Genomic DNA, 25,210 nt, shown 5'->3' on the forward strand with positions numbered 1-25,210 from the left:
AGTTTCTACTCAGCTTTATAATAGCGGTTATCTTCCTGTTTGAACCATTTATTGGATTCACCGCTAAATATCAAAATTAATGCAGCGATTTGTAGAATTCCATTTATTGAAGATAAACTTCCAATAACTAAACTCTGTTCAAAAAGCATTGGCAATGTAAAAGGAAGAAAGAATAACCCTAAAACAGTCAAGATTAGAAATGTTATTCGTGCCCAATTTTTCCCTTTATTCATTTCATAAATTAAGAAACCGATAATGAGAAAAGTGAAGAAAGTGGTAAACACCCCTTGGGCACTAGACAAAGATTTTATATCAGTTAGGAATTCTGTAAGCATCACATTTAAAAACCCTAAAATCAGCGTAATAATTAAGATCGAAATTCCGGTTTTGGTTTTTTGCGGTTTAGTTTCAATAGTCATGGTCGTATTTGTTTTTAAGCTTTTTTGATAATCAGTGGTAGGTAAGCATTGTGCGCAGCCGCAGCTTACCGCGCTGTTGTAAAGATATAAATTTTCCCTTTGAGTTTTCCGGCTAAAGTCAACCTGCCATTGCAAAGACAGACAGTTTCTGGTGGCTTTTATTTAAAGCGAAGAACTATTCGTTGAGCTTTGCATTTTCGCGACCTATTGCAAAACCTTTCTTGGCCTTAGTTTTCATTATTTTGGATTTTCTTTTTCCCATTTTCTCCAGGCATCTTTGTCTCCTTTCAGCCAGATCATATATTGGGTAATTATGATACCTGAAATTTCATCATTCCCAAACATTCCTTTTCCTCTATTTCTATCGTTAAAATATTTTAAAAGTCGGGAACCTCCATTTATTCCCCAGGTGTTTCGTATCCACATTCCCAATCCGCCAATATGTGAATTAAATTGCCAGGAATCTTTAGTCTCAATGATTTGTTGTTTACTTTCGAAATTTAAAATTTGGTCCAGTGCTGTTAAACATTCATATAGGTTTTTAGGAATATATACATCATCGATTTTTTCAAGGGTAAGACGTTTTTCAAATTCTTTCTTTCTTTTTTTTCTATCTTTAATTGTTTCTCGCTGTGCAATTTTATCATCATAATCACGATAGCCTCCATAAAAACCTTTCACATAAATTTTATCAACTTCACGGGGAATAAACTCTGTTTTGAATGTGGCAGTAGTGATATAATCTTCTATCCATTTTTTATTAAAGATGGAATCAGTTTCAAGATTTTCAATTTCAAATTTGCCATTCCGGTTCATATAACCACTTAGTTCAATTTTGTGAAGCTTATATTTATGAAAAGTTGAATCATTTATGGAGATAAATTTTAAACCAGCCCTTTTACCGATGCTTTCAGAAAGCATTTCATTGTTTTTTGAATTTTGAATATCTATTACATATTTGTAAGGATATTTATAATAGGAAACTTTGCTTTTAACAGCCTCAATGTTTCTGATTTTTGGATAAATTGAATCGAATTCAATTTTTGAACCCACGATATTTCCTTTATCCAGATCATAAAGGGTTATTTTCTTTCTTGAATCAATTACATATATGGTGTCGTTTTTATTGAAAACAAAACTTTTATTTAAAAAAATGTCTTTATTCGAAGCTGTTTTTTTGTATTCTTTAAATGTCATACCTCCCCCTCCATAGATCTGATACTTATTATCATAAAACAGCTCACACTTTTCCTTATCTTTATTGCAGTTAATAAATTCTTCAGTGGTATATGTTTTCTCTAATTTACCGTCAACATAATACGTGATGTTTTTATTTTCTACACCGTTTTCATAGAGGTAATCTGTAATGTAGATGATCTTTCTTCCGTCATTACTGATAGCAGTAAAATACGGATAGCCTTCATACACATCAAAAGACCTTTTTATCATATAAAATTTTTTTCTGACCCCAATGCTGTCATATTCTTGCGTATATGAAACAAAAGATTCTCCTCTCAGATTTGGAAATTCGTCATCATAGGAAATAGATAACAACTTAAATTCCCCATTTGATGAATAGGTTTCGGAAATGGGGACACCCTCCGTGGACATTTGAGCAGAAAGGTTTTGGAAAACCAAAGCAAAACAATATAGAATAAAGATTTTTTTTTTCATTTGATGTTTCTGGGCATTTTTTAAATAATTGCGGATAAATTCCACCGTTCAACCGTGGCGACAATTTTCCACTTTGTGCCATTGCGAAAACCACTGATAGACGTGGCATTTTTATTGATCCTTTTTATTTTCAGTTTCTATTCTTTTTTTATTTTTATCTGCAATCATATTTACCCATTTTTTATATTTTTCTGAGAACTCTTTCATTGCGTTTGGTTCTAAAAACATAACTTTTTCAGCAAGTTCCCTATCAGAAAATCTTAAAACATTTTTGTAAGTTGAATGTTCTCTAAACTCTTTCGGAATTTCAAATTGAGTTACATTAATTTTACCTTTTAATTGATTTGAATAAACTACTTCGTCGTAAATTAAAAATTTGAATCTTATTTCAGTTTCAAAAGTTCCGTTATATTTTTCAGTTTCTGTTTTAATTATTTTTTGACTTTCAACATTTTCGGACAAATAACTGTTTCCACACCAAGAATTACTCCAATATTCTATCGGTTTCCATTCTCCTTTTTTATTTTTTGCTTCTTGAATTAGGTACAAATGCCTATCCTGTTTACTTAAATTTAGGGAGTCTTCCGTGTTGTTTTTCAGGTAAATGGAGATAACGGTATCATTTGTGATTTTAGCAATTACTTGAATTTTACTGTTAGAATTTTCATTTTCATTAAATTCTTTTTTTAATTCTTCATTTGCTGTAAATTTAAAGTCACTTTGATTTTTATTATAAACCATAGATTTATTTTGGCCAACAATAGCAAGAGAAAAAAAATAAAATATTATGCTGAAACTATATTTCATAAGATTGTTTTACGTTTCTATAATGGCGCTGAACCCCCGATCTAAGTGATTTGTGATCCGTGTGACTACAATATATAATGCCCTTGTTAGGTTGGGTTTTTCAACTCATTCCAGGTCAGGAACACCTCTTGATCTGCTTAAGCTGATAAAAAAATAACCCCCTTATAATCAGATTTATTTCAATATCTTGGAATCGATTTAAAATTAATAATTATTTATTAAAAAAGATCAGGAAAAACAGGATTAATAATTTTACAGTCACTAATAAACAGGCAAATGAATAAGACCGTCTCTGATATGGTCCTTTGTATTTATATTAAAGAAATAACATGAAGAAGATCCTCCTCCTCATTCATCTGTTGATAATAACATTCGCTTTTTCTCAAAAGAAATTTGAGATAGTTTATGAAGCCGATTATAAATTAAATTACAAGCTTTCAAAGTCCGGTAATTTCAGGAAGTCAACAACTTTTGCTTTATTGATTAATCACGACGCTTCGTTTTTTAAAAACATGAATAAATATATTGCTGATTCTCTTGAAGTTGAAAAAGTAAACATTACTATGAACGAAGCAATGAAATATGTAACCGATTTTAGGGAAACCATTGGAACGACTTCAGCCAGAATTTATGTAACAACTGAAATCAATTATCTTGATTATTCTTATGAAGAGCCAAACAATATCAATTGGAAAATTAAAAATGAGTTTAAAACGGTTTTAGGTTTTAAATGTCAAAAAGCCGAAACCACCAGATATGGCAGAACCTGGATGGCTTGGTTTACAACAGATATTCCATTTCAGTATGGACCCTATAAATTTAACGGTTTGCCAGGTCTTATTGCTGAACTCTATGATTCCAAAGATGATTATCACTATACCCTTTATGCCTTTAGAAAAAGAAAATATACTTGTAAATCGGCGAATGTTGCAGCCAACGCTAAAAAAACAACAAAGGAAAAAATTGCAGAACTTTTAAAAAACAAAGTAGCCGGAAGAATGCAGATACATGAACAGTTTATTGAAAACAAAGATGATTTGGAAATGATCAGAAGAAACGCAGAATCGGCTGCTAAAGACTATAATCCTCTCGAATTAAGTATTTATTAAATGACCATTACTGGACATGATGCACCATGCCAACCAAGCACAGAATCTGCTTCTTTCGTATTGTCTAAATAAATTTTAAATAATCTGTTTCTTCGGTCAAAAGTTTTCTTTCGGTGTCATTTAGAATGCTGGCCAAGTTGTTTTGTGCTGCAACTCCAATTTCAATAATTTCTAACCACTTTGGGTCATTTAGAATCGCTTCATTGTCAAAGTGATCATTTTTAGGCGGGTTGTATTTGGCAAGTGCAGTGTGCCAGTCTTCAATAAGGTCATATTCCTTTTGTGTCACCCAGTCGTTGTCTAATTGATATTTGTAATTTTCGTGAATAACCAAATCGTCAAAATAGCAACATATAAATTCTACAAATGACCAGTGTGGATTTGAATGGGTTCTGTCATTCCAGGATTTTTTTTGAAGTTCAAGCGAAGTCAACTGGTTAATACAACCGAGCCAGCTTGCCCTCCATAAATTCTTGTCGTTACTGGTCATCAATTCTTTTTTGTTTCGATTGTCGTTTTTTAAATGTGCGCTGACGCGTTGCATTTTGCGAAAGGTATTTCCGGATAATAAACGGCCACTACGCCAAACCAGTGTTAGTGACCCGTTGTTTCTATTTGTCTTTCTTCAGATACAGGGTGGTCAGAGTCCTGGCCCAATATCTTGGCATTTCATAGTCTTTTTGCAGAAACGAAACCACATCATTTGATTTTTTTTCAGCTGCTTTGAATTGCTCGAGAATTTTGACCCATTCAGCAATGTTCTTTCCGGTTTTTTCGATGACCTGTTCATCTGAAACATCCCAGTAATCTTTTTTCATTTGTTTAAGTCTTTGCTTTTGTTTTTTGTCAGTCTTTTCGTTGATAGAATAGGGTTGCAGGTTTCCAATTGCGGCCAACTTAGATGTTTTTACGGATCGGGGGCACAAGCTTTTGTAAGTATAACAATATCACCAATCTGCAAAAATTTATATGAGGTAAATTTCAACCCCGCTAACAAAAAAAGTTGTTATCTACAGCCAGCATTTATTGATGAGGTTTCCATTCGATCTAGAAATAACATGTTATTGAGAGTCTCTTTTGATTTTTTCAATTTCAGCATTCATTTTTATTTCCCAATTCTTTCCGTTTCGCTTTTCCAAATAAGGGCTTACGGTCTCCTTATACTTTTTCTGCGCTTTGATTTCTGCATAGTTAATGAGACAACCTGTATTCAAATACGTTACTCCATATTTTTCATGAATACGGTCGATCTCCTTTACCACTTTTTCACTGTACATGGGAAGTGCTAAACCTCCGGCATATTCGTAAATTATTTTGTCTTTTGTGATGTCTTTTTTTGCCCGTGCGATATATGCATTTTCTAGCTTGATTAATTTACTTTTTTGATGGATAAATGCCGATACCCCTTCAAAAATCATAAACACCAGGAAAATTGAATTAAAAAGCGGGAGAATTCTCAGAAACTTATTTTTGAAATCTAAATTTTTAATATTTAAAGTAGCAACCAATGCTGTTAGCAGTGCTATTACTAATACAATCGCTGCAACATACTCAAATCCATATTGGTTAAAATCGTACATGAAGTTAAATGGATACGGATAATTGATCCCGTAAAATGTTCCTATACTTGCAGCAAATATCAGAATAAGAATTATTAAATTTAAAAAAGTTAACTTTCTGATCATGACTGTTTTTTATGAGATTACCAATAACGGTGGGTTTTCTGCTGGGGGGCAGTATGATAAACATTACCCCTCTCTTTATAGAGATAACGTGCTGAGGGCTGTATTTTTATTCAGCAATATTTAAGGCGTCGGTTAATTTAGCGAGTTTTTCAAGACGCATTTTTGAATTTTCCTCCCAAACATCCGCAAATAAAACCTCCCGTTCGATTGCAATTTTCGCTAGATGTTTGATCTCAGGATCAATATTTCCGCCTATAAATAACTGGGTAAACGCCAAAGAAATGACTGTGTTGTCAATTGAGTTGATGTCATCATATTTATTTGGCATTTTATCAACATTCAACAGTAATTGCCTTGGGTCTTTTGCATCTGCATTTAAATTAAAATCTGACAAGCCCATTTCAGCAAGATTTCCAGTGAGAAATTCAGTGGCTTTTTTAGTTTCATTTTTATTTTTCCATTCTATGAAAGTGTAAAAAGTGTCATTTCCTACATCATTTCCAAATGGTGCAAATTCATCTACAACATCATAAAAGAATTCATCTGACATTATCTTCTGAGCAGCCGGATTTGCATTTTCTTTTTTTATTTCGATATTCATAGGGAGATTATTTTGTCCTTTACTTTCACAAGAACTTATGATAAAGACTAAAAATAATATTTGGTAAACTATTTTCATAACATATCAGTTAACATAACCCAATTTCTTCTGGCTTTTCACATCTCGAATTTAAGATGTCATCCAATATCTTCCACTTTTTATTTTTCGGAAAATTTCTAAAAAGACTGAAAATCCTGATCAAAATATTTTTTGATTAATTTTTCTTGATGTCAAATATGTTAATTTCAGATGGATTCATAAAATGGCGCATAACCTTCCGCTTTGTGTGAGTGGCGACTTGTTAATTGTTCAGTTGTAAATATATCGAATTTTCCCATTCAGTAATCCGGGTGTGAAAAACTAAGTGCGCCATTGCACAAAACCGCTTGCGAGCGGTTTTTATATTTTCAGTTTTATCCGTATTATTTGTTTTTTGTTTTGGTGGTCAATATGAGGGATTGTCCATTCAACATATAAGATATTCTTACGAACATTTATACTGTCAATGCAATAATGCGGAAAAACGCTTCCACAGTGAACCCACTCCCTGCCAATAAATTCCTTTTTCCCGTTCTCTATATTTTCCGCCACCAGTTTGAAACCTGCGGAATCTGTTTCACAAATTACAGTTTCCGCATTTTTGTCATAGGCCAGCGCATTCTCAAAAAGTTTGTAGTGGTTATGATTGAAAGGCAAAATGATATCCGTCCAGGTGTCGCTTCCGGTAGAATGTCTCAGACAAATATATTGATCATTTGACCATTTACAGTAAGTCTTATTATCAACGTAATTTTTGTCTATTGTTTTTGATGATCGGTACACTGTTTTTCCGTCAGTCCATTCAATAAATGAAGTGGAATCAGTCGCCTTAACGGTCCTGAATTTTTCAGGAAAACTGATTTCAGCCGTCTTCGGATGACAGCTTGCGAAGAAGAGAATGAATACGATTTTGAATGGGTTTTTCATAACATGCTGACAATCTCTTATGTTTAACAACATTTTCAAGAATCCGCGACGACATTTTTTGAGATCGTCTTGTAAAACATCACCCAGGCCATTTGCATAGGGGCAGGGGTCAAAAGCAGTTAATTTTGATTAATAGACGATACAATCTTTAGATTTATAATAATAGCCCCGATTTTTTACTTCTTTGAATTTTCCATTTTTTTGTACAGTTACAATAAAGGCTTCTTTCGATTCAGGACAAGTATTGTATTTATGTACTTTAAGCTTGTAGCCATATTCTGTCTTCGTAAAACCGTTACCTTCTGAAGATCCATTGTCAATATCGTAATCCTTGATTCTTGCTATTAAGAAAGCCTCTTTTTCATTATCAATTTCTCCAATGAATTCAGACAATTTTTCTGTGTCCTGAACATAATGCCAGGTTTTATTTTTTAAATATACAATTCTATAATTGCAGTAACCTGGTTGGCATCCTGAAAAGAAGCCATTTCCGTTTACGGTTTCAGGAATTAATATTTGTTTTGCCAGTTCCTTATCCCCCGTGGAAAATATTTTTTTTGGCGAAAAACCATAAACATAATCAATTTGCCAATATTCAATATAATTATGTGGAACTATAGCCTTTAATAATTCTTCATCATAAGATTCCCCTGCTTTTAGTTTCGTGAAATTTTCCTTACAGCTGTTACAAAGTAAGATCAAAATTATGGCTGCAAATGTCTTGTACATATCGTTTAAACGCATAGGGTAGAATATTGTCGGTTACGTTAGCCTTTGAACTAAAGTTCATTACTGTTAAATCAAACTGCGTATTGCCCAACCGATGTTATGGGGCAGCCTTCTTTATTGTCCAAATAATTTCGTCCATAAAGTTTTCTTTGAATTGTGTTTTTCTATTTGTTGTTGTTCTATGTTTTCAAGCCTTTGTAACAATTCATAATTTGTAGTTACAAGCAAATTGTCCATTTGAGAGTAATATTCGTCTTCATTGTCTTTAAGTTCAGAAGCTGTTATAAAAATTGATTTTCCGTTTTGTGTTTTAATCTCAAATGTTTGAGGATATATTGAAGTTCCAGTTCCTGCCCACAAAATTTTAAAGTCAACGATTTTTTGCCCTATCAAAGGTTGCCACCTACTGTCAGAAGAAACATCCCATTTTTGTTCATAGTCATTTGTTTTTTCTGTTAAGTCAAGTTGTTTTGACAGAAGTCCATAGCAAACAAATGTGTTGTCCCAAAAAACATAAAGCGTTTTGTTGTCTGTTTTGAAGTAAATCGAATGGTCAAGCGTGTCGATGTCAGGATATTTTGTTTGGTAAAATGGCTCAGGATTAATATTGTTTCCTTCTTCGTCAGCAAAGTACTTTAGTTCTCCATAAATAATACCACGAATGATCTGTCCAACGAACATTTGTCTGCAGTCATTTTCGTAAGTGATGTGTTGGTCAGTTAGTGTCATTGTAAGGTTGCCGATAAGGTTTACAGATTTGTGATGGGCGGTTTTTACCACTAATGTTGATGCGGAGCAGGACTTGAAAATCAGCGAAGCAACCCCCGTCTGTTGCAGGTGCGCTGTTATGCGTTCGGCTTTCTTGTCTCCAATGAGATTTGTTGGTAATTTACTTCGATTTCAAAAGTTTATGAAGTTCGGGGAATTCATTCTCAATTCTCCTATCATCCATTTTTCCGTCTTTGTCATGGTCTCCATATTCTAAGCCAACCCTAATAAGACCTTCAATTGAATTGGTTTCTTCTCTGCCAAGTTTCTCAACCATCGAAGCAAATTCATTTTCTCCGATGCGATAAATTATTTGAGTTACAATAAATCCTAAATCGTAACAACCTGCACCGCCGCCGCACCCCAAATTATTAAGTTTAGCTAACGCTTTTTCGTCCTTATTTAGAGTCTGATGAATGAGCTGTCTAAGTTCTCGATTATATGTGACGTTCGTCTTCTAAGCTCACGCATAACGGTTAGGTATTTCTTTTGGTGAGGATTATGATAAAAAATCTTAGTAAATATAACTAAAAGAACAATTACCCAAAATCTCCATAGTGTAAAATTCAACCCAGCTAGAAGAAATACTGAGATAGCTAAAGTATTTTAGAATTTGTTCAGGATTTTTTGAGGAAGTATGCTTTTTAATTGAGGTTTGTATTGAGGTTCAACAATAAGAAAGGTCCAATCTTTTTCATTACTTGAAATGGCACAGGCTTTCATTTTTGCATTGATGAAATAATAATCTTCATCAGAGAAATATTGAACATTATCATTTCCGTATTTTTTAATTAACCCTTCTTTTATTTGCGATTTTGCCTGCCCCGAATTTGGAATAGAATTCCAGTTGATTTTCAGTTTCATTTTGAAAGAATAATCAGCAATAGAGTAGTATTCACTCTTTATTTTTTCTGGTTTTTCAATTTTATCAATTTCGAACCTTTGAATCTCAGTTATAATTGAAGGATTATTATATGTCAAATTCAGAATTTGTGTCATCTGTTCTTTTTGAACTACTTCGAAATATCTTGGATAAATGAATTCGACAGCAGAATTAATTTTTTTCTCTTTTATATTTTCGACGAATGCGGTCAATGATTTTCTTATGTAATCATCCGAATTTTCAGTTTTACTTTGGCTGCAAGAATAAATAGAGAATAGGGTAACCAGGAAAATTAAGAATTTTGTTTTCATTCAGTTTTTTGATTGATTTTGAACCGCGACTTTTTTCGATAACCTCATCTGTAATTAACCCGCTCCAGAAATACTTTCCAGATGTAATTTATTTCCATCAAATTTAAAAATCCACCAAAAATTGTGTTCGCATATTTCACTTGAATTTTCTGGAATCTCTTCTTCTGAAATTGTTTTGGATTCGTAATTTCTGTTTGAGTTCATATTCATTCTTAATGTGACAATGTCCTTATTTAATTCTATTTGGTAAGAATAAAAGCAGGGTTCAGTTTTACGGTAAGCTTCATACACCAATGTGTCTTTATGGTCTAAACTGTCAATGGCGATATTATGAAACAGACTTTTTAATTGGTCAAGCCAAATACTTTCAGAAATTGATTTGTAATGTTCTAAGAACATTGTTCTTGTAATCTTGTTGCCGTTTGACTTGAATTGTTCGTTAAATGAATTGTCGTCGATGTAGATACTGAACGATTCGTCGGAAAGTGGAAATTCAAAAATGTCAGCAATTTTTTCTTCGTCATTGGAAGCTATGGTTTGCCGCAGCTTCTTTAATTCTAAAATTAATTTTTGTCGTTTCGTTGTCTCGGAAATTTGTTCAGAGACTTGTGCGTCGCTTGTAGTCTTCGTCTTTTCAGAATTATTACATGAAACCAAAACCACAAATGTCGTCAATATGATAACTGTCTTTTTCATTTGATGTGTCTTTTTTGCTTGTCCATGAAGGTTTCGCGCTTTGTGTTCGGGCAGGTTTCGGAGCACAAAGCTGGTTTTATTTCTATTGTTTAATTGAAAAACTACTGTTGAATTTTGCACTTCAGCCGGCATATTGCCAAAACGATGAAAATCTATTTTTTTATTTAATTCTATTTAATTCTGTTGCAATTTGAAAACCTCCAATCGCTTCAAATACTTCGTTTTGATTTGTTTTGTCAGTCCAACCTTTTTTGGCAAGTTCATTTCTAATTTCTCCTTCGGTCTTGTCTTTCACGAAATGGTAATAAGTAAAATCAATGACTTCTACTGGAACTCTTTCAATTGCATATTTTGTCAAAACGGATACAATTTTCAAATAAACAAAAAGTCCAGTTAAGCCGAGTTGTAAAATCCAACTAATTACCAAACCAATCCAGCCAGTGTCAAGGCTGTTAAAAGTTAAACCTTGTGAAAACCTTAATTTTAAAAATTCTAAAAATCCGATTCTGTCATAATTATTTGCATTCAAAATGATTTCATATTGGAAATATTGATTTGACAAATAAATCAGAATTATCATTCCGGCTAATAAGTATTGCAACTTATTAAAGTCAGTAAAATTTGAAAGTTTGATTAATTGTTTCATAGTCAGTGCTATTGCTGATGCTACTAAAAATTCAAACAAACCAATAAAATACATTCCTTTCAACGAAATAAATGCTATTACAAAACCCAGAATTAGCGAAATTACTAAACCTCCAATAATTGGTATAAATATATTCGGTTCTTTTGCCCGAGTGGGTTGTGGTAAACTTTCTGGAATGACATAGTCATCCCAATTATTCTTTTTTTTAATTTCCTTTTCAAGTTCATTTAAGGATTGTCTGTCGAAAGTCTTTAAGGTTTCTTCAAACGAATAAATAAACATTTTTACTCTTTTTGAGTTTCTGCCTACATCCCACATTTCATTTCCCAGACTTTCACTTTTAACAACAATATTACCATATGCATAACTTGCTGAAATTGCTTCTGTCCAACGTTCAATACCCAAACTTTTTTCCTTTCGTTTTGCTTCTATACTGTTTTCGTCTTTAAATACTAAATCCCAACCCAGTTTTTCAACTGCTTTTTCCGCAATCGCAACAAAAAGAGTATGGTTTAAACTCGTCCTGAATTCTTCTTTGTATTTAGGAGTGAAATTTACACTATGTTTTCTCTTTATTGTTTTTTCGTAATCTTTAAAAATATCTTCCATCGGTTTCTGTTGGGTGGTGTCTCGTTAATTTTTCTGCTAACTCGTTATAGGTATTATAAAATCCTACAAAGTAAACATGGTGTAGATGTATTAAAATAGGAATTTCTTCCCAGGCACAAAACGTGAACTGATAACTTTCTGCCCGCTATTGCTGAACCCTTTTTACCTGCAATGTTTTTTAGATTTGTTTTTCTCTTTCAATTCCATAGTTATAAAAAGTACCGAATATTAAGAATAGAGAAAAGCAAAGGAATAAAACCCTCATAAAATTTTCTTGAGAATTCAAAGTTAAAATCTCAAATTTATAAGCATTATATCCGCTTGTAAGAGTACTTTGTTAGCTGCCGTTAATATCGGTTAACGACTTTTCCTCTTCCAATTATATTTCCTGTTTTAGCATCAATTTCTAAGTATAAGCAGTTGTCACATTTATTTTCACATTTCCAATAAAATTTGTCCGTAGTACAGTTTAGAATTAAATCTAAATCTTTCTCTTTCATACCGTTATTTAAAGCTATTTCAGTAGCTTTCGTTTTAGTTATTAAAAGGTCTTTGTCTATAAATTTTCGAAAGGCAAGTAAGTGAAATTTTCGGTAATCTATTATTTTTATGTTTGCATCAAAGTCGGATCGGAAAGAGCTGATCGTGTCACCCTTATAAACAAAATCATAAAAAATTTGATAGCTTTTCGGCATTTCTGATAAGCTGTCTGATATTCCTAGAATAACATTATCATATTCAAATCCACTTGCAATATTATTAAAATGAAAATATTCTGAAAACTCTTTCTCGCTTATTTGCTTATTAATTAATTGCCGTGTCAAACTTAAGCAACTATCGAAATTTGTCTTTAATCGTTGATTGGACGTCTTAAGTAGAATAGGAGTTTCTTTAAACATTTTTGAAGTGTCTGTCGAACAACTTATGCAACAAAATAATATTAAAATGAATACATATTTCATAATTGGCTCTTAATGGTAGCTAATGTTTGGGTATTTCTGTTGGCGGGAAATTATGATAACTGGTCTTTGTAAATATAACAAAAGAACAACTAGAGAAAATCTTTATGATGTAAATTTCAACCCTGCTAACAAAAAAAGTTGTTATCTACAGCCAGCATTTATTGATTAGGTTTCCATTCTGTATCAAATTTTCTCAGCATGTTTCCTTTATATCCTATGTCAAAGTTGAAAATGGACATTTCATTTTTAAAATTATTTTTAGCGTTATCTATACAAAGACAAAACGATGCAAGAAATAAAGGATTTTCGTTATCATTTGTAATTATTTTATAAAAATCACCTTCACCAAAAATAAAATTATTCTTTTCCCAAAATCCGATTTGTTTTTGATTTTTAAAAATTGAATATCTATTTCCATTATGTCCATAAAATTGATATAAATCGTCATTAATTTGACACCTCAAAAGGAGTTTTATATTATTTATTTCTTCAAACGAGAATATTTCTTTTGTGCATTGAGGTTGAATGTAATAATTGGCCCTCAATCCAAAATTTTGTTTGGCAATTTTTATAATACATTCATTATTTTCCACATTAAGAATATCAATTTTAGCTGCTTTTTTCAGAGGTTCAGATGTAGCAATATATTTTAATGTATGATTAATATAAATTTTATATTCCTCTGTTAGTGAAATTGTTTTTTGGTCGATTTTTATTTCCACGGTGTTTTAAACTGGTTGCAGTTAATGGTTGCGTATTTTTGTTAGCGGGATTGATAAAGGTCTTTGTAAATATAACAAAATGAACAATTAACGAAAATCTTTATAAGGTAACCTTCGACCCGCTAATAGAAGTACTGTTAAATAGAATTCCTTTTATTCATTAAACCTTTTTAAAACATTTCGATCCGAATAAACTTCCTTCCACATTTCGATCTTATAAGAGTCGTTGGGAACTTCATCATATGCAGATTCTAAATTTAATGAATACACCCGTATTCTGTATTCTCCATTTTCAATTTGTATTTCCAATTCAATGCCGGAATGGGGACAGTCCAGTACTTGTAAAACTCCAGAATGAATTTTAATGCTTGCCTCTGCAACATGATCAAACCCGCCGAAATCTATAATTAGACTTTTTGAATCTAAAATTTCTAATTCACCATTTACGATTCCCTGCTCATTTGCGATTCCAACACCTATTATTCCGTCTTCAATGGCAAGCTTGTCTACATATGCTTGTTCATTCCAAAAATCTTCAGACCCGGTGCTTCCACTTGCATTGTGATCATTGATATAAAACTGTCTGTAATCGGTTGTAAAATTCAATTGAAATTTCATTAGATAATTTTTTAATCTTTTTTGGGCATTTGCTTATCACCATCTCAGAATTTTCACGCTTTGGCCATTATATATGATGATTGTCCTATCCCTATTGCCAATACGATGTTATCTGCACACTTTTTACGTAAATGCTTCTTTAAATTCATCAATGTAAGAGAATTTTTCATATCCTAAATCTTTAAAATTGGCTTCTATTAATTCTTTAATTGCCCAATAGTTTTTGTGATAAAATTCAGAAATTTTTATAATTTTTTTTCCGTTGTAATTATAAAGATATACATATTCATAACTTCCACCTTTTGAGGATAAATCTGAATATTTCCAACCTTGTATTTCTGAAAATTTGTAAATCTCATTTTTAAGGCCAAAATAGCGTTTAACATTTATTTGGTTTATTTCAATTTCTACAATAATATTTTTTGTTCTTAATTCTCCAAATATCAAATAAACAAAGGAAAATATTGTGCAGGTTGGAACGAAAAATTTCGGGAAAAGTTTATCGTCGTAATAGGGATTATTAAAGAAAAAAGGAATAATTTTTACAATTAATACTGCAAAAGAAAAAATTAATAATAGTAATAAATATGCTTTAACTGTTGGTTTTGTTTTCATCTGTCTTCTGCGATTATCTTAGAAAGTTTGCTAACGTTTCACTGGTAGGCGACGTTGCGGGAAAAAAACCGGAATGCCTCGGCTACCGTAAATGAAGTTAGGGAAAAAACTTTTTCTTTTTTTGCTCGAAAATAGAAATGGTGTTTACCATTTGTTAGCGGTGGTTAATTTTTAGGTCGTTTCTATATCCCATCGGAATTATTTCCTTTTCTCTGTCGCTTAGTTCTGCTCCTTTATATTCCGTGAATATTAATAATGCAGTTTCAATATTTTCTACTCCAAGATCAGCGTTTGCTTTTCCCCATGAATATAAAGCCAATTCAATATTGGTCATAAAGAGACCGGGTTTCACTTGTGATCCGTTATATTCTATTCCTTTGATTTTTGTGAAAAAGTCTAATTTTCCGCCTTCTTTTGTTTCGGCAAGAATAAAAGTTTTGGTTTCTTCTTTTGAAGGTCTTTCTTTTTTCAAGTTTTGAGAAAAGCTCAAAGTGCTGATCAGCAGCAAAAGGATAAAGAGGTTGTTTTTCATGAGTTATTATTTAGTTGTTTCGTTATATCACTGATAATGTTCTGCACCTTTGCGCACTAGCGAATGCTTTCCGCTTAGTCGTAAAGATATATAAATTTCCTTTTGGTGTTCCTGTTTCAATGTACCCCGTCCTGAGACATAAAACTGTTTCCTTAGATTTCAGTCTGTGACCAATAATACGGTTTGGGGTATTCATATATTGGAAAATTGGTGTAGGTTTGTATGGATGGTTAGGATCACAGTCGCATGTACGGTAGAGCAATGTCTGTACCGTGCTGAAGTCAGTTAATACACCTTTATTGAATGGATCTGCATCAGTAATTAACATGTAAATATAAAGCGATGAACAGTAAAAAGAAAATTTTAGCGGTCTCTGCTGTAGTTGTAATGATGGTAGCAGCTGTTTGGATGTACGGAAAATACCAGTTATTTAAAGATGCACAGGTGTTAACGCCTGAGCAGATGTCGGTGAAACACCGGGAATAGCAAAATCGTACCGTCTCTGGAAGGTCACCGTCTGAGCCGATCAGATCATCCGCCGCCTGTTGGTCGCTGTAATACGGTAAAGTCAAAGCGTAGGAAAAAGGGCAAGGCCAATAACGAAAGTGAATAGGGAGATAAGTCGTGGGGTTATTATGGGCTAAATACTATTTGTCGTCACTATTGATATCTACAAAAGGCTCTAAAAAGCCCTCGTTCGATATTTTAAGTTTAGAATTACATCTACCAGAGTATTTACCATTCGCATCTTTTGTATCAGAAGTAAAATACACTGATATGCTAAAAACATTTTCACCAAAAATTTTCGTCGAAGCGGTCTCGCTGCCAAATCCAGTATCGTAATTAGAATGAACCAAAAGCATTGAATTAATTTTACCTTTTACCTCATTTACTAGATATAAGGACGAATTCTGTTCGGAATCCGATACTAAATACTGCTTAATGTTATGATTTTGATAATATCCTAAAACATACATCGGCATACTGCCTTTTAAATTTGGAAGGTTAAAAAATTCATTTTTTGGTATAGAAATTATTTGTTCTGCATTGAGTTCTTTAACACTCACTCCATTTTGCAAATAAAAATTGAATAATTTAAAATCTATTTCTTTTAGATTGGAAATGTTTTTTATTTCATTTAATACCGTAAAACCGTTGTAATTGTAATAATTTAAATATTCTGTTGTACACTCGGGCGCTGTGTTAACCTTAGCGTTTAAACAACTAGAGGATGTATCAATAATTATGATAAAAAATAAAAGATAAATAGGTCTCATAGTGTACTGTTATTTTGACCACCCGAAAGGATTAGCGAGGTGAATCTGTTGTTTTTTTAAACCGGTCCCATTCCATTTCGAAAGATGATTGCTAAACTTATCTCATAGAACAAAACTGAAATTAAAACGCCTATAGTTAATCCTATCATTATTCGCCAAACCTTTTTCATTTCAAGAAATTTAAGACATATAAAGAGACAGATCATGGGCATTAGAAAAACTGAAAACCATAAATTTGACCAATAATATCTTTTGTTTCTTCACTCATTTTGAAATTCTGTTAGCAGCCAAATAACTCAATATCTGACATAAACCATTTATAATTGGTGACATCAGATTCCTGCCAACCGCGGGTTGGCGATGTGGCGGATTGAGCATAAAAGTTCAATCGAAGAACCGCTGTTGGATTAAGTACTGAACGTTTGCCAAACCCGTGTTAGCGTTAGTTTTTTTTCATTTCAATATTGCTCTCCATTCGCTCGGGGTATGGCTGATTGTCGAGCTTGTTTTTTTTGATGCAATACCTATATTAAACTCCCTAGTCATAGAGATTGAAATTACGTCAAAGCGGTCAATACTGTTTGCGTTGTTAAGAATGGTCTGAACAACTTCTCTAACCACTTTATTGTTTTCTAGGTTTTCTTGTGGTAAATTTTGAACCCATAGGTTTGCGGTGTAGGAAAGAGTTTTTGAACCATTGGTATAATTGGTATTTTCAACAACACTTGCATTCAGCACTCCGTCAATATTCGACACTTTGGAATAAATACTTAATACATCTTTAAGTTCGGGAGCTTTCCATGTCGCTGCAAAAACTGAAACTCCGATGAGCAGGGTAACAAGTCCGCCAAAAACATAGAATGGAGTTTTCGTCATTGTCGGAAGTATTGTTGGTTCTTTTTTTCTGTAAGTGGACGCAACATAAGTTCCAACTGCTAAGTCGTGTAGTGATTGTCTTGTTTGCTTGTTGAAGATGTAAATAACAACTACTCCAATTACAATTGTTGCAAGAATAATGGTCTTGATAACATTCACGATAGCAGTGTCGGAAAGTCCGGGAATGGTCAGGTTAACGGTGAAGTAAGGAAGGCAGAGAATTAATGCTCTCAAAAAAGATTTGCCTAAGTCTATGGGGTCGCCATTGATGTCAACCACTTGTATATTCATAGCACGTTTACCAAGAGTTTGTCCGTTGCCAACTCTTGAATTAAAAATTGTCTGATAAACAACCGTAATAACCAATCCGAAAAGCAGTCCGTAGTTCCCGATACTAACCAAGAAGTCTTCTACTGCAAGTCCCATCAAATAACCGATTACTCCGAGTAATAAGCTGTCAATAAGCAGTGCCCAAATTCTTGTCCAGAATTTTGCGATGTTGATTTTTGTTTTCATTTCCGTCTTGTTTTATTTTCTGTGTTGTAGGGTCTGTAAAATTACCGCTAACCCGCTTATAGGTATCATAAAGGATGCAAAGCCAACATGAGGTAGCCTAACTGTATGATAATAATACTTTAGTGCTTCGCTAAAATAGTTAAAAACCTTTTACAAATCATAAACAGACTTTTTTATTTGTTGCAGATCCGCCGCCAAATTCCACGCTTGACCTCGGTTCGAACAGACCTCCCCAGAAACGGTAAAGCCAAAGCGTAGGAAAAAATGGCAAGGCCAATAACTAAAGTCAATAGGGTGATGGGTCGTGGGGTCATGCGCGATAAATTCTGGTGATATTATTTTGACCACTCGAAAGGATTAGCGCTGCTGAATCCGCGATTTGGCTACCCCGATTCTTCGAATTGATTTCATAGATTCTTCGAATTCGCGCGGACGGGGAACACTGTTCAATGCAATTTAATATAAAGACGACGCTATACTTTTCTCATCGTCTATTTGTGGATGATTTTTGCGGTCTTGAAAAATTTCGTCCATTGGTCTTTTAGGCCTGCTGGAATTGTCGCTTGTTTAACTGCCCTAAAGTTGGTATAAAGTGCTTGTTTTCCTTGAACAATATACCATAATTGAGATTCAGGTGTTTTGTCGTTTTTGAAACTGGGCGATTCAATAGTAAATATGATCCAAGGATATTCAGCACTTTCATCTTTCTCTATAAATGTCAGTTTTGCTTTTGGGGAAATTAGTTTTGCCTGGTCAAACATTAAATTCATTACTGTATCCATAGGAACTCCCTTAACACCTTTTATAGAAGTCATATTACCTAACTCAGACCACTTGTCAATTGTTTCGTTGGTATGAATTAAATCAAGAACGTGTTTTTGTTCATTCTCTTGGTCATCTCCAATTTTCCAGTTTTCGCTTTCTGGCCAGTCAAGCATTAATGACTCGCCAACCTGCTGTTCATTACCGCAAAATTGAGTTAAATATTGGTCCGCTTGCTTGTCTCCAATTTGCTTGGCTTGACTGAAGTCTTCGCAGGCTCCCTTTTTATTTCCTGTTTGCGCTCGGATTTGTCCACGCAATGTCAATACGTTTGGTGTTGTTGGGTCAAGTTCTATGGTCTTGTCGAGGTCAGGCAATGCTTCAACATACTTTTCTTGACTTACAAGCACCGACGCTCTGCTGTAATAAGCTTTAACAAACTTTGGGTCAAGTTCTATGGTCTTGTTAAAATCTGTCATTGCAGGTTTGAAATACTTTAAGGCAAGTTCACAGATACCACGGTTGTAATAAGCATCTCTGTTTGCTTTATCTTCTTTTATGGATTTGTCGTAATCTTTGATTGCACCTTTATAGTCCTGTTGCTTGTGCTTTGTAATTCCATTTTGAAAATGCTTTTGTGAAGTCTGTCCAAAAGCGGTCAATGTACAAATAACTGCAAATGTTGTAAGTGTTCTTTTCATCGTTGGTCTATTGTTGCGTTGTATTGGTGCTAAAGGATCGCCGCTTCACGCAGTGGCAAATCTTTCCGCTTAGTCGTAAAGATATATAAATTTCCTTTTGGTGTTCCTGTTTCAATGTACCCCCGTCCTGAGACATAAAACTGTTTCCTTAGATTTCAGTCTGTGACCAATAATACGGTTTGGGGTATTCATATATTGGAAAATTGGTGTAGGTTTGTTTGGATGGTTAGGATCACAGTCGCATGTACGGTGGAGCTATGTCTGTACCGTGCTGAAGTCAGTTAATACACCTTTATTGAATGGATCTGCATCAGTAATTAACATGTAAATATAAAGCGATGAACAGTAAAAAGAAAATTTTAGCGGTCTCTGCGGTGGTTGTGATCATGGTCGCAGCAGTTTGGATGTACGGAAAATACCAGTTATTTAAAGATGTACAGGTGTTGACGCCTGAGCAGATGTCGGTGAAATACCGGGAATAGCAAAATCGTACCGTCTCTGGAAGGTCACCGTCTGAGCCGATCAGATCCTCTGCCGCCTGTTGATCGCTGTAATACGGTAAAGTCAAAGCGTATGAAAAAAGGCAAGCCCAATATCTAAAGTGAACGATTTGGCTACGCCGATTCTAGAATTGCCGGTGGGTCTAGTTCTTACTTTTTCGGAATTATTATTTGTCCATTTTTATTTAGATATTGAGGCCCACCTGAAAAATGTGGACCTGAAGGCTTGCGGTTTTCTTCACTTATTTATTAACCCTTTAAATCTTTACATCATGGCAAAATCAAAGAATAATGTCGTGACCCACGGTTTGAGTGGGAAAGTGGGAGACATCCTCGTCTTCCGTCAGTTACACGGGGAAACAGTGGTTGCCAAGGCACCCCGACAGAAAACAGCAGAAGATACGCCTAAACAGAAAGCCCATAAACTCAAATTCCAGGAAGCGGTCGTTTATGGAAAATCTTCGCTGGCAGATCCTGTAACGAAAGAACTGTACAGAGATAGGGCAGAAGCTGACCCCGATAAAGGACTCAGCGCCTATACCGTTGCAGTGGCTGATTTCCTGAATGCTCCCGAAATCACCGAGATTGATATTTCTGACTATAACGGAAAATCAGGGGACATGATCCGCATTAAAGTCACCGATGATTTCGACGTGAAAACCGTTACGGTACGCATTGAAAATGCCGACGGTACATTGGTGGAAGAGGGCGCAGCACTGGAAGCAGGCATCACCTGGGATTATACCGCCACTAAAAACAGTACCGATCTGAGCGGTGCAAAGATCATTGTACGCGCTACAGATTTGCCTGACAATCTGACAGAAAAAACGGAAAACCTCTGAAATGTTTAGATGCGTTTTTGATACGGGAACCATACGGGAACCCTACGGAAACCATAGAGAAAAAAAGGGGTATTTTTCCTGTCAAAATGACATTTATGCGTGCTGCCTCCATTGAGGCAGCATTTTTTTATACAAAATTTCACCTGCTTTTTTCCGGCGCGTGGCCATTTTTCTTACCTTCGTCTTTGTGAAAAAAAATCAGAAATCCGCCGCCATCGGCTTCATCTTCATCACCTTACTCATCGATATTACCGGTTGGGGCATTGTGATTCCCGTGGTGCCCAAGCTCATCCAGGAACTCATCCACAACCCCGACCTCAGTGTGGCTTCCCAGTACGGCGGCTGGCTCAGTTTCGTCTATGCCGCCATGCAGTTTGTCTTCGCCTCCGTCCTCGGCGGCCTCAGCGACAAATACGGGCGCAGGCCTATCATCCTCTTTTCCCTGCTGGGCTTCTCCCTCAACTTTATGCTTCAGGCCCTCGCGCCCACCATCTTCTGGCTCTTTGTCGGCCGCATCTTCTCCGGGATCACCGGGGCGAGCATCACGACGGCAAGTGCCTATATCGCCGACATCTCTACCGATGAGGACCGTGCAAAGAATTTCGGCATGATCGGTGCCGCCTTTGGCCTCGGCTTTATCATCGGTCCCGTGATCGGTGGGGTCCTGGGTCAGTACGGCGCCCGGATTCCTTTTTACGCCGCCTCCGGCCTCTGCCTCGTGAACTTCCTCTACGGCTGGTTCATCCTCCCCGAAAGTCTCGACAAGGCGCACCGCCGCCCTTTCAACTGGAAGCGCGCCAATCCCGTCGGCTCCCTGTTGCAGCTCCGCAAATACCCGCAGATCCTCGGACTCATCGCGGCCCTCATCTTCGTCTACGTTGCCGGCCACGCCGTACAGACGAACTGGACCTTCTTCACGATGTATAAATTCAAATGGACCGAAACCCTCGTCGGCATTTCCCTTGGCGTCTCCGGCTTTATGGCGGCGCTCGTGCAGGGCTACCTCATCCGCCTGATCCAGCCGAAGATCGGCAACGAGAAAAGCATCTTCTACGGACTCTTGCTCTACGCCCTTGGCATGGTCCTTTTTGCCTTTGCCACGGAGAGCTGGATGATGTTTGCCTTCCTGATCCCGTACGGACTGGGCGGTATCGCAGGCCCGGCGCTGCAGTCGGTCATCTCCGCCGAAGTCCCGAAGAACGAGCAGGGAGAACTCCAGGGCGCGCTCGCGAGTCTCATCAGCCTCACGGCCATCGTGGGCCCGCCGCTCATGACGAACACCTTCTACTATTTCACCCACGACGATGCCCCCTTTAAATTCCCCGGCGCCCCCTTCTTTCTGGCCTTCATCCTCATGCTCATCAGCGCCGTGATTGTGTTCTTTGTCTTCCGGAAAAAGGAAGCAGTGGAAGGGAAGCTTTAGGCTATACGCTTTAAGCTGGAAGTGAGAAGTATGATGGCTGGAAGCTGGAAGTTGGAAGTTGGAAGTTGGAAGTATTGGGGAGAGTAGGTTGAATGCGTCGGGTTTATCGGAAACCGTCATTGCGAGGAGCGAGGCACGAACGACGAAGCAATCCATAACTCATAACCCATAACTCGAACCCCGCACCCCGAATCTCGAATCCTTCATCCTTCATCCTTCATCCCTCATAACCCATAACCCATCCCTCGCACCCCGAACCTCGAATCCCGCACCCTTCATCCCTCATCCCTCATCCTTCATCCCTCATCCCTCTCACCTCGCACCTCGCACCTCGAACCTCGCACCCCGTACCCCGAATCCCGCCCCCGCAACTCTCCCCCAAATTCCTTACCTTTATCCTCCTAACCACCCCCGTCATGGATTACCACATTCCCGGACATCTGCAAGGCCTGTCGGAAGCCGAAGTCAAAGCCTCCCGCGCCAAGTTTGGCGAGAACAGAATGGAGCAGGAGGCGCGCCGCACATGGCTCACCCTTCTGCTGGACATCCTCAAAGAACCGATGCTCATCCTCCTCATCGTGATAACGCTGATCTACCTTTTGGTCGGGAATTACAGTGAAGCGGCCTTTATGTTCACCGCGATTGTAGCGGTTTCCGGAATCTCTTTCTATCAGGACAGCCGCAGCCGAAAAGCACTCGAGGAACTGGAAAAACTGAATGAACCTTTAAGCCGCGTCCTGCGGGGCGGACAGGTACGGGATATTCCCACCCACGAGCTTGTGGTCGGCGACCTCTGCATTACCGAAGAGGGAAAGATGATCAACGCCGATGGCATCATCCTTCACAGCAATGATTTCTCGGTCAACGAATCTTCCCTGACGGGAGAAAGCTTCTCCGTCTTCAAGGACAAAAGTTCCGATGATGCTTCCGTCTTCAGCGGCACGCTTACGGTTTCGGGTCTGGCGGTATTCGAAGTACAGAAGATTGGGAAGGAGACCCGCCTCGGCAGAATAGGCACCTCCCTGCAGCACCTGACGGAAGAAAAGTCGCCGCTCCAGATCCAGATCCAGCGCTTCGTGCGGAACATGGCCCTTATCGGCATCGTGGTCTTCCTGCTCGTCTGCATCTTCAAATACATACAGACCAAAGACCTCGTGGAGAGTCTGCTGAACGGATTAACCCTCGCCATGTCGATCCTGCCGGAAGAGATACCGGTCGCGTTTACCACCTTTATGGCCTTAGGTGCCTGGAAACTCATGCGCGAAGGCATCATCATCAAGAAAAGTTCCGTCGTCGAAACGCTGGGGAGTACAACGGTCATCTGCACCGACAAAACCGGTACGATCACCGAAAACTCCATGAAACTGAATGCGGTCTATGATTATCAATCCGATACCGTCTTTCAGGAAAATGACTTTGCTGACAGCAGACTTTCCGAACTCCTGACCTACGCGATGTGGGCAAGCGAACCCGTGCCTTTTGATCCGATGGAGAAGACCCTTCACGCCACTTACGCCCAAACACAGCCTGCGGACCTGAGGAAGCAGTTCACGATGGTGCATGAATATCCGCTCGAAGGAAAACCGCCCATGATGACCCATCTCTTTGAAAACGAAAGAAAAGAACGCATCATTGCCGTGAAAGGCGCTCCTGAAGCCATCCTGCACGTCTCAACGCTCAATGCTGCGCAGAAAGAAGCTATTCAGAAAAGGGTCACCGGCTTCGGCAAAGAGGGTTACCGCGTCCTCGGCGTCGGGAAAACCGCCTTTGAAGGCAACGACTTCCCGGAAAAGCAGCAGGACTTCCGCTTTGACTTCCTCGGGCTCGTCGTTTTTTATGATCCGCCCAAAGCGGGGATCACCGACGTGTTCAGGCAGATCCGGGAGGCAGGCATCAAGGTGAAGGTCATTACAGGCGACAATGCGGAAACCACCAAGACCATCGCCGCAAAAGCCGGCATCCGGAATGCCGCGCAGGCCATTGACGGAACTCAAATTGCCCTCCTCAGTGAAGCGGAACTGGGCAAAGCCGCTGCTGAAAAGACCCTCTTCACCCGGATGTTTCCTGAAGCCAAACTGGCTGTCATCAACGCCCTCAAAAAGAATGGGGAAGTGGTGGCCATGCTCGGCGACGGCGTAAACGATGGTCCGGCCCTGAAAGCCTCTCACATTGGCGTCGCCATGGGGAAAAAAGGCACTGAGATGGCAAAGGCCGCTGCTGACGTTGTACTGACCAATGATGATCTCGGAAATCTCGTCACCGCAATCGCTTCCGGCCGCCGGATTTACACGAACATCAAAAAGGCGGTGCAGTATATTATTTCGATCCATATTCCCATCATCCTCACGGTCTCCCTGCCGCTCTTTCTGGGCTGGGCCTTCCCCCAGATCTTCACGCCGCTGCATGTCATCTTCCTCGAGCTCGTGATGGGTCCTACGTGTTCCATCGTTTATGAAAATGAACCCATGGAACGCAATACGATGCAGAAAAAACCCCGCCCGATGACGGAGACTTTCCTGAATTTCAGGGAACTGGGCATCAGCATTGTTCAGGGGCTTATGATAACAGCAGGCGTACTTTTCGTGTATCAGCTCACTTACAGAAGCGGCGGAAACGAGGAAACAGTCCGTTCGATGGTCTTTACAACGCTCATCTTCGCCAACATCTTCCTGAGTCTGGCAAACCGCTCCTTTTACTACACCACCCTTGAGACCTTCCGGAATAAAAACAACCTGCTGGTATACATTACGGGCATCACGTTAGGTCTGCTCCTGCTGATGCTCTACTTCGGTCCCGTATCCTCTTTTTTCATGATGAATGCACTTAATTTGGATCAGATGCTGACGGCGCTGTCTGCAGCAGTGCTCTCCGTATTCTGGTTCGACGGATATAAACTGGTGAAAAGAGCAGGGAAAGGAGAAGTGAGAAGGATGATGGATGAAGGATGAAGGATGAATTGGA

28 protein-coding genes are annotated in these 25,210 nt (G+C 37.4%); 6 read left to right on the plus strand and 22 right to left on the minus strand.

Annotation, left to right across the window (positions count from 1 at the left end):
* Positions 1 to 5: 5 nt before the first annotated feature.
* The 3 genes from FUA25_RS02140 to FUA25_RS02150 form a co-directional block, all read right to left on the minus strand.
* A complete protein-coding gene (locus FUA25_RS02140; protein ID WP_147755251.1) occupies positions 6 to 554 on the minus strand; it encodes a hypothetical protein in 549 nt (182 codons plus the stop codon).
* Positions 555 to 656: 102 nt separating this feature from the next.
* Complete coding sequence (locus FUA25_RS02145) at positions 657 to 2,093, minus strand: DUF6794 domain-containing protein (RefSeq protein ID WP_147755252.1); 1,437 nt, start codon at positions 2,091 to 2,093, stop codon at positions 657 to 659.
* Between the two features lie 111 nt (positions 2,094 to 2,204).
* Complete coding sequence (locus FUA25_RS02150; protein WP_147755253.1) at positions 2,205 to 2,900, minus strand: hypothetical protein; 696 nt, start codon at positions 2,898 to 2,900, stop codon at positions 2,205 to 2,207.
* 329 nt (positions 2,901 to 3,229) lie between these two features.
* Here FUA25_RS02150 and FUA25_RS02155 point away from each other — a divergent pair, with 329 nt between their 5' ends.
* The gene (locus FUA25_RS02155) at positions 3,230 to 4,009 is read left to right on the plus strand and encodes a GLPGLI family protein (protein WP_147755254.1); all 780 of its coding nucleotides are present in this window, start codon (positions 3,230 to 3,232) and stop codon (positions 4,007 to 4,009) included.
* 64 nt (positions 4,010 to 4,073) lie between these two features.
* Here the strand turns inward: FUA25_RS02155 and FUA25_RS02160 are convergent, their stop codons facing one another.
* The 16 genes from FUA25_RS02160 to FUA25_RS02235 form a co-directional block, all read right to left on the minus strand.
* Complete coding sequence (locus FUA25_RS02160; protein WP_147755255.1) at positions 4,074 to 4,499, minus strand: hypothetical protein; 426 nt, start codon at positions 4,497 to 4,499, stop codon at positions 4,074 to 4,076.
* 121 nt (positions 4,500 to 4,620) lie between these two features.
* Positions 4,621 to 4,827: a DUF4287 domain-containing protein gene (locus FUA25_RS02165; RefSeq protein ID WP_147755256.1), complete on the minus strand. Its 207-nt coding sequence runs from the start codon at positions 4,825 to 4,827 to the stop codon at positions 4,621 to 4,623.
* Between the two features lie 243 nt (positions 4,828 to 5,070).
* Positions 5,071 to 5,589 (minus strand): hypothetical protein, encoded by a 519-nt coding sequence (locus FUA25_RS02170; RefSeq protein WP_147755257.1) that lies wholly within the window; start codon positions 5,587 to 5,589, stop codon positions 5,071 to 5,073.
* A gap of 211 nt (positions 5,590 to 5,800) precedes the next feature.
* The gene (locus FUA25_RS02175) at positions 5,801 to 6,373 is read right to left on the minus strand and encodes a hypothetical protein (RefSeq protein ID WP_147755258.1); all 573 of its coding nucleotides are present in this window, start codon (positions 6,371 to 6,373) and stop codon (positions 5,801 to 5,803) included.
* A 321-nt stretch (positions 6,374 to 6,694) separates the two neighbouring features.
* Positions 6,695 to 7,261 carry a hypothetical protein gene (locus FUA25_RS02180; RefSeq protein ID WP_147755259.1) on the minus strand — a complete coding sequence of 189 codons (567 nt, stop codon included), beginning with the start codon at positions 7,259 to 7,261 and terminating at the stop codon, positions 6,695 to 6,697.
* Positions 7,262 to 7,390: 129 nt separating this feature from the next.
* Positions 7,391 to 7,990 carry a hypothetical protein gene (locus FUA25_RS02185; RefSeq protein ID WP_147755260.1) on the minus strand — a complete coding sequence of 200 codons (600 nt, stop codon included), beginning with the start codon at positions 7,988 to 7,990 and terminating at the stop codon, positions 7,391 to 7,393.
* A gap of 114 nt (positions 7,991 to 8,104) precedes the next feature.
* Positions 8,105 to 8,770, minus strand: coding sequence for a hypothetical protein (locus FUA25_RS02190; protein ID WP_147755261.1), 666 nt, complete (start codon positions 8,768 to 8,770; stop codon positions 8,105 to 8,107).
* A gap of 109 nt (positions 8,771 to 8,879) precedes the next feature.
* Positions 8,880 to 9,125 carry a hypothetical protein gene (locus FUA25_RS02195; protein WP_147755262.1) on the minus strand — a complete coding sequence of 82 codons (246 nt, stop codon included), beginning with the start codon at positions 9,123 to 9,125 and terminating at the stop codon, positions 8,880 to 8,882.
* A 239-nt stretch (positions 9,126 to 9,364) separates the two neighbouring features.
* The gene (locus FUA25_RS02200) at positions 9,365 to 9,952 is read right to left on the minus strand and encodes a hypothetical protein (protein WP_147755263.1); all 588 of its coding nucleotides are present in this window, start codon (positions 9,950 to 9,952) and stop codon (positions 9,365 to 9,367) included.
* A gap of 54 nt (positions 9,953 to 10,006) precedes the next feature.
* On the minus strand, positions 10,007 to 10,648 hold the full coding sequence (locus FUA25_RS02205; RefSeq protein ID WP_147755264.1) for a hypothetical protein: 642 nt from the start codon (positions 10,646 to 10,648) through the stop codon (positions 10,007 to 10,009).
* A gap of 160 nt (positions 10,649 to 10,808) precedes the next feature.
* Positions 10,809 to 11,903 carry a hypothetical protein gene (locus FUA25_RS02210; protein WP_147755265.1) on the minus strand — a complete coding sequence of 365 codons (1,095 nt, stop codon included), beginning with the start codon at positions 11,901 to 11,903 and terminating at the stop codon, positions 10,809 to 10,811.
* A gap of 347 nt (positions 11,904 to 12,250) precedes the next feature.
* Positions 12,251 to 12,802, minus strand: coding sequence for a hypothetical protein (locus FUA25_RS02215; protein ID WP_147755266.1), 552 nt, complete (start codon positions 12,800 to 12,802; stop codon positions 12,251 to 12,253).
* Positions 12,803 to 13,023: 221 nt separating this feature from the next.
* Positions 13,024 to 13,587 (minus strand): hypothetical protein, encoded by a 564-nt coding sequence (locus FUA25_RS02220; RefSeq protein ID WP_147755267.1) that lies wholly within the window; start codon positions 13,585 to 13,587, stop codon positions 13,024 to 13,026.
* 153 nt (positions 13,588 to 13,740) lie between these two features.
* Complete coding sequence (locus FUA25_RS02225; RefSeq protein ID WP_147755268.1) at positions 13,741 to 14,205, minus strand: hypothetical protein; 465 nt, start codon at positions 14,203 to 14,205, stop codon at positions 13,741 to 13,743.
* A 123-nt stretch (positions 14,206 to 14,328) separates the two neighbouring features.
* Positions 14,329 to 14,820, minus strand: a complete 492-nt coding sequence (locus FUA25_RS02230; protein ID WP_147755269.1) for a hypothetical protein — start codon at positions 14,818 to 14,820, stop codon at positions 14,329 to 14,331.
* A gap of 154 nt (positions 14,821 to 14,974) precedes the next feature.
* Positions 14,975 to 15,292 (minus strand): hypothetical protein, encoded by a 318-nt coding sequence (locus FUA25_RS02235; RefSeq protein ID WP_147755270.1) that lies wholly within the window; start codon positions 15,290 to 15,292, stop codon positions 14,975 to 14,977.
* A gap of 402 nt (positions 15,293 to 15,694) precedes the next feature.
* Here FUA25_RS02235 and FUA25_RS13200 point away from each other — a divergent pair, with 402 nt between their 5' ends.
* Entirely contained in the window at positions 15,695 to 15,838 is a 144-nt protein-coding gene (locus FUA25_RS13200) for a hypothetical protein (protein WP_185146640.1), read from the plus strand.
* 161 nt (positions 15,839 to 15,999) lie between these two features.
* On the opposite strand, the gene FUA25_RS02240 is transcribed toward FUA25_RS13200, so the two are convergent.
* The 3 genes from FUA25_RS02240 to FUA25_RS02250 all read right to left on the minus strand — a co-directional run bounded on the left by FUA25_RS02240 (position 16,000) and on the right by FUA25_RS02250 (position 19,484).
* Positions 16,000 to 16,629, minus strand: a complete 630-nt coding sequence (locus FUA25_RS02240) for a hypothetical protein (protein WP_147755271.1) — start codon at positions 16,627 to 16,629, stop codon at positions 16,000 to 16,002.
* Between the two features lie 453 nt (positions 16,630 to 17,082).
* Entirely contained in the window at positions 17,083 to 18,021 is a 939-nt protein-coding gene (locus FUA25_RS02245; RefSeq protein ID WP_147755272.1) for an RDD family protein, read from the minus strand.
* 491 nt (positions 18,022 to 18,512) lie between these two features.
* Positions 18,513 to 19,484, minus strand: a complete 972-nt coding sequence (locus FUA25_RS02250) for a tetratricopeptide repeat protein (RefSeq protein ID WP_147755273.1) — start codon at positions 19,482 to 19,484, stop codon at positions 18,513 to 18,515.
* A 338-nt stretch (positions 19,485 to 19,822) separates the two neighbouring features.
* On the opposite strand from FUA25_RS02250, the gene FUA25_RS13205 reads away from it, so the two are divergent.
* The 4 genes from FUA25_RS13205 (at position 19,823) to FUA25_RS02265 (ending at position 25,197) form a co-directional block, all read left to right on the plus strand.
* Positions 19,823 to 19,966: a hypothetical protein gene (locus tag FUA25_RS13205; protein ID WP_185146641.1), complete on the plus strand. Its 144-nt coding sequence runs from the start codon at positions 19,823 to 19,825 to the stop codon at positions 19,964 to 19,966.
* Between the two features lie 290 nt (positions 19,967 to 20,256).
* Positions 20,257 to 20,826: a hypothetical protein gene (locus tag FUA25_RS02255; protein ID WP_147755274.1), complete on the plus strand. Its 570-nt coding sequence runs from the start codon at positions 20,257 to 20,259 to the stop codon at positions 20,824 to 20,826.
* A 187-nt stretch (positions 20,827 to 21,013) separates the two neighbouring features.
* Entirely contained in the window at positions 21,014 to 22,249 is a 1,236-nt protein-coding gene (locus tag FUA25_RS02260; protein WP_147755275.1) for a TCR/Tet family MFS transporter, read from the plus strand.
* A 416-nt stretch (positions 22,250 to 22,665) separates the two neighbouring features.
* Entirely contained in the window at positions 22,666 to 25,197 is a 2,532-nt protein-coding gene (locus tag FUA25_RS02265; protein WP_147755276.1) for a cation-translocating P-type ATPase, read from the plus strand.
* The last annotated feature ends 13 nt before the right edge of the window (positions 25,198 to 25,210 follow it).

The sequence above is a fragment of the Chryseobacterium sp. genome (assembly GCF_008014695.1).
GTDB lineage: Bacteria > Bacteroidota > Bacteroidia > Flavobacteriales > Weeksellaceae > Kaistella.

What these genes read in the sequence shown, in the direction of transcription:
- FUA25_RS02160 (WP_147755255.1), bottom strand. Translation starts at nt 4,499, where the DNA reads ATGACCAGTAACGACAAGAATTTATGGAGGGCAAGCTGGCTCGGTTGT.
- FUA25_RS02155 (WP_147755254.1), top strand. Translation starts at nt 3,230, where the DNA reads ATGAAGAAGATCCTCCTCCTCATTCATCTGTTGATAATAACATTCGCT.
- FUA25_RS02240 (WP_147755271.1), bottom strand. Translation starts at nt 16,629, where the DNA reads ATGAGACCTATTTATCTTTTATTTTTTATCATAATTATTGATACATCC.
- FUA25_RS02150 (WP_147755253.1), bottom strand. Translation starts at nt 2,900, where the DNA reads ATGAAATATAGTTTCAGCATAATATTTTATTTTTTTTCTCTTGCTATT.
- FUA25_RS02245 (WP_147755272.1), bottom strand. Translation starts at nt 18,021, where the DNA reads ATGAAAACAAAAATCAACATCGCAAAATTCTGGACAAGAATTTGGGCA.
- FUA25_RS02200 (WP_147755263.1), bottom strand. Translation starts at nt 9,952, where the DNA reads ATGAAAACAAAATTCTTAATTTTCCTGGTTACCCTATTCTCTATTTAT.
- FUA25_RS02210 (WP_147755265.1), bottom strand. Translation starts at nt 11,903, where the DNA reads ATGGAAGATATTTTTAAAGATTACGAAAAAACAATAAAGAGAAAACAT.
- FUA25_RS02145 (WP_147755252.1), bottom strand. Translation starts at nt 2,093, where the DNA reads ATGAAAAAAAAAATCTTTATTCTATATTGTTTTGCTTTGGTTTTCCAA.
- FUA25_RS02185 (WP_147755260.1), bottom strand. Translation starts at nt 7,990, where the DNA reads ATGTACAAGACATTTGCAGCCATAATTTTGATCTTACTTTGTAACAGC.
- FUA25_RS02180 (WP_147755259.1), bottom strand. Translation starts at nt 7,261, where the DNA reads ATGAAAAACCCATTCAAAATCGTATTCATTCTCTTCTTCGCAAGCTGT.
- FUA25_RS02215 (WP_147755266.1), bottom strand. Translation starts at nt 12,802, where the DNA reads ATGTTTAAAGAAACTCCTATTCTACTTAAGACGTCCAATCAACGATTA.
- FUA25_RS13205 (WP_185146641.1), top strand. Translation starts at nt 19,823, where the DNA reads ATGAACAGTAAAAAGAAAATTTTAGCGGTCTCTGCGGTGGTTGTGATC.
- FUA25_RS02175 (WP_147755258.1), bottom strand. Translation starts at nt 6,373, where the DNA reads ATGAAAATAGTTTACCAAATATTATTTTTAGTCTTTATCATAAGTTCT.
- FUA25_RS02230 (WP_147755269.1), bottom strand. Translation starts at nt 14,820, where the DNA reads ATGAAAACAAAACCAACAGTTAAAGCATATTTATTACTATTATTAATT.
- FUA25_RS02165 (WP_147755256.1), bottom strand. Translation starts at nt 4,827, where the DNA reads ATGAAAAAAGATTACTGGGATGTTTCAGATGAACAGGTCATCGAAAAA.
- FUA25_RS02205 (WP_147755264.1), bottom strand. Translation starts at nt 10,648, where the DNA reads ATGAAAAAGACAGTTATCATATTGACGACATTTGTGGTTTTGGTTTCA.
- FUA25_RS02255 (WP_147755274.1), top strand. Translation starts at nt 20,257, where the DNA reads ATGGCAAAATCAAAGAATAATGTCGTGACCCACGGTTTGAGTGGGAAA.
- FUA25_RS13200 (WP_185146640.1), top strand. Translation starts at nt 15,695, where the DNA reads ATGAACAGTAAAAAGAAAATTTTAGCGGTCTCTGCTGTAGTTGTAATG.
- FUA25_RS02225 (WP_147755268.1), bottom strand. Translation starts at nt 14,205, where the DNA reads ATGAAATTTCAATTGAATTTTACAACCGATTACAGACAGTTTTATATC.
- FUA25_RS02250 (WP_147755273.1), bottom strand. Translation starts at nt 19,484, where the DNA reads ATGAAAAGAACACTTACAACATTTGCAGTTATTTGTACATTGACCGCT.
- FUA25_RS02170 (WP_147755257.1), bottom strand. Translation starts at nt 5,589, where the DNA reads ATGTACGATTTTAACCAATATGGATTTGAGTATGTTGCAGCGATTGTA.
- FUA25_RS02265 (WP_147755276.1), top strand. Translation starts at nt 22,666, where the DNA reads ATGGATTACCACATTCCCGGACATCTGCAAGGCCTGTCGGAAGCCGAA.